This is a genomic window from Bradyrhizobium sp. URHD0069, from assembly GCF_000701345.1.
In the GTDB taxonomy this organism is placed as follows: domain Bacteria; phylum Pseudomonadota; class Alphaproteobacteria; order Rhizobiales; family Xanthobacteraceae; genus Bradyrhizobium.
The window spans coordinates 1-1933 of sequence record NZ_JNIJ01000116.1 but is presented as its reverse complement, the minus strand read 5'-3'; the positions used below and the strand labels follow the sequence as shown (position 1 = coordinate 1933).

Annotated in this window: 1 protein-coding gene; it reads left to right on the top strand. The window is 52.5% G+C overall.

Annotation, left to right across the window (positions count from 1 at the left end; translation table 11 throughout):
• Nucleotides 1-418: 418 nt before the first annotated feature.
• Complete coding sequence (locus N554_RS0130455) at nucleotides 419-1291, top strand: alpha/beta fold hydrolase (protein WP_029586892.1); 873 nt, start codon at nucleotides 419-421, stop codon at nucleotides 1289-1291.
• Nucleotides 1292-1933: the final 642 nt, after the last annotated feature.

Genomic DNA, 1933 nt, shown 5'->3' with positions numbered 1-1933 from the left:
CGAACACATGGCAGCACCGACCAAGCCTGCGACGTGAAGATTTCTCTTGCCAACTCGGAGCCGTCCACACATGGCACCTTTGAGACATGCCGACGAACGCTGAGAATGTCTGTTTATCGGGGTAGACCGGAAGTCATCGGCGCACCCTCAGAATGACGCGATTGACCCACAACGGACTTCGACACTGCCGCCCTGGCCCTTTCGTCGCGGCTCGGACCTGGATGGCTCAGCCACCATTTTGCCACAGCAGCGGGTAGCCCCATCCTTGAGAAACTCGCCCCAAGGCCTCGTATTGCTAGGTTTCCCCCAGCCGCAAGTTGCGCAAGGAGATGAGCGTCTGCAGTTTGCATTTGTGCTCATAGTACCATTGTACTAGTAATAGAACCACCATTAATGACCAAAAATTTGGAAGAAACCTATGAACACTCATTCGCAGCCAATTAACCGCCGCACCGTCATGGCAGGGGCAGCCAGCATAGCGACATTCGCTATCGCGTCATCCGGGACGCTAAATTCATCTCTTGCGGCGACAGAAAAGACCGATAAGAACGCAGCAACGTTCGTTCTCGTGCACGGCTCATTTCACGGCAGTTGGTGCTGGAGGAAGCTAATCCCGTTATTGGGGCGCGAAGGACACGCGGTGATTGCGCCCGATCTTCCCGCAAGTGGCGGAGACCCGGCTCCCATCGAGAATGCAGACCTAAATAGTTATACGACCCGCATTGCAGGTGTTATCGATGGCGTGGAAGGTCCTGTGATACTCGTTGGCCATAGTATGGGCGGGATTGTAACGTCGCAGGTTTCGGAAGAAAGATCGAAACGATTGGCCGCTGCTGTTTATATTAATGGTCTTCTCTTCCGATCAAATGAGAGTCTCGGTAGCTTCCTTGAAGCGAATGCCAAACTAAATGTTGACGATCTAGTCCTTAAAAACATGAAGGTTTCTGCGGACGGACTGACAGCCACTTTTCCGACCGAGAAGGCGCCCGAAGTCTTTTACAATACATGCGCGTCTGTTGACGCGGATTGGGCAAAATCACAACTCACGCCTCAGCGGACGAAGGTTTACGGCGACAAGCTCTTCCTGACTCCCGAACGGTATGGACAGGTGAAGCGCTACTATGTCAAAGGCCTGAAAGACCACGCAGTCTCTCCGCTCTACCAAGATGCAATGCTCGGAAATACGCCATGTCAGCAAGTTTTTACACTAGACGGAGATCACTCTCCTTTCTTGTCCTCACCTGCAAAACTTGCTGAAATATTGCTGAGCATAGCGCGTAACCAAGGTTAAACTGATCAAGCCTACCGAACTACACGCCGTGGACGGAGTCTTCCGGCTGCATTAACGCGAGGGCACCGAGCCTTGGGGTGCTCTCGTCGCTCATTCGCAAACTGCTTTCGGGAAATTTACTCTCTTTACGCGGGCCAATTCAGCGAGATCACAATCCTGCATGTTCTGTCCCCGGCGTCGACGAAGTGATCGAATAATTTTAGTTGTTTGCTGCGGTGCATGAGTCCGAATCTGGCAGATTTTGTTGCAAAAGTCTTTTTGCATCACTGAACACAATTTTTCCGGGCTGTAGGTGCGGCAACTGGATAATCATGTGGGGGACTACATCAACTAGCGATGAGTCCACCGGCGACTTCGGTGGCGCGCTTGAGGCTACATCGATCGGCGATCGCAGCTTGTTTCATCCTTTCGCGGAAAATTAGTCGCTCGGCATTTTGGGACTTTTGCAACAAAATCGGCACTTTTGAGAAGTGACGCCCGACACCGAAGACGTCTGATTATCGGGGTAGACCGGAAGTGACCGGCCGACTCTCAAACGGCGCTTTTCACGGCGAGTTCAACCGATCGCTGCAACACATTCTGCGAACTTCTCAGCCGGCGTCTGATAGAGCAAGGTCTTTCTCGGCCTTTCATTGAGCTGCC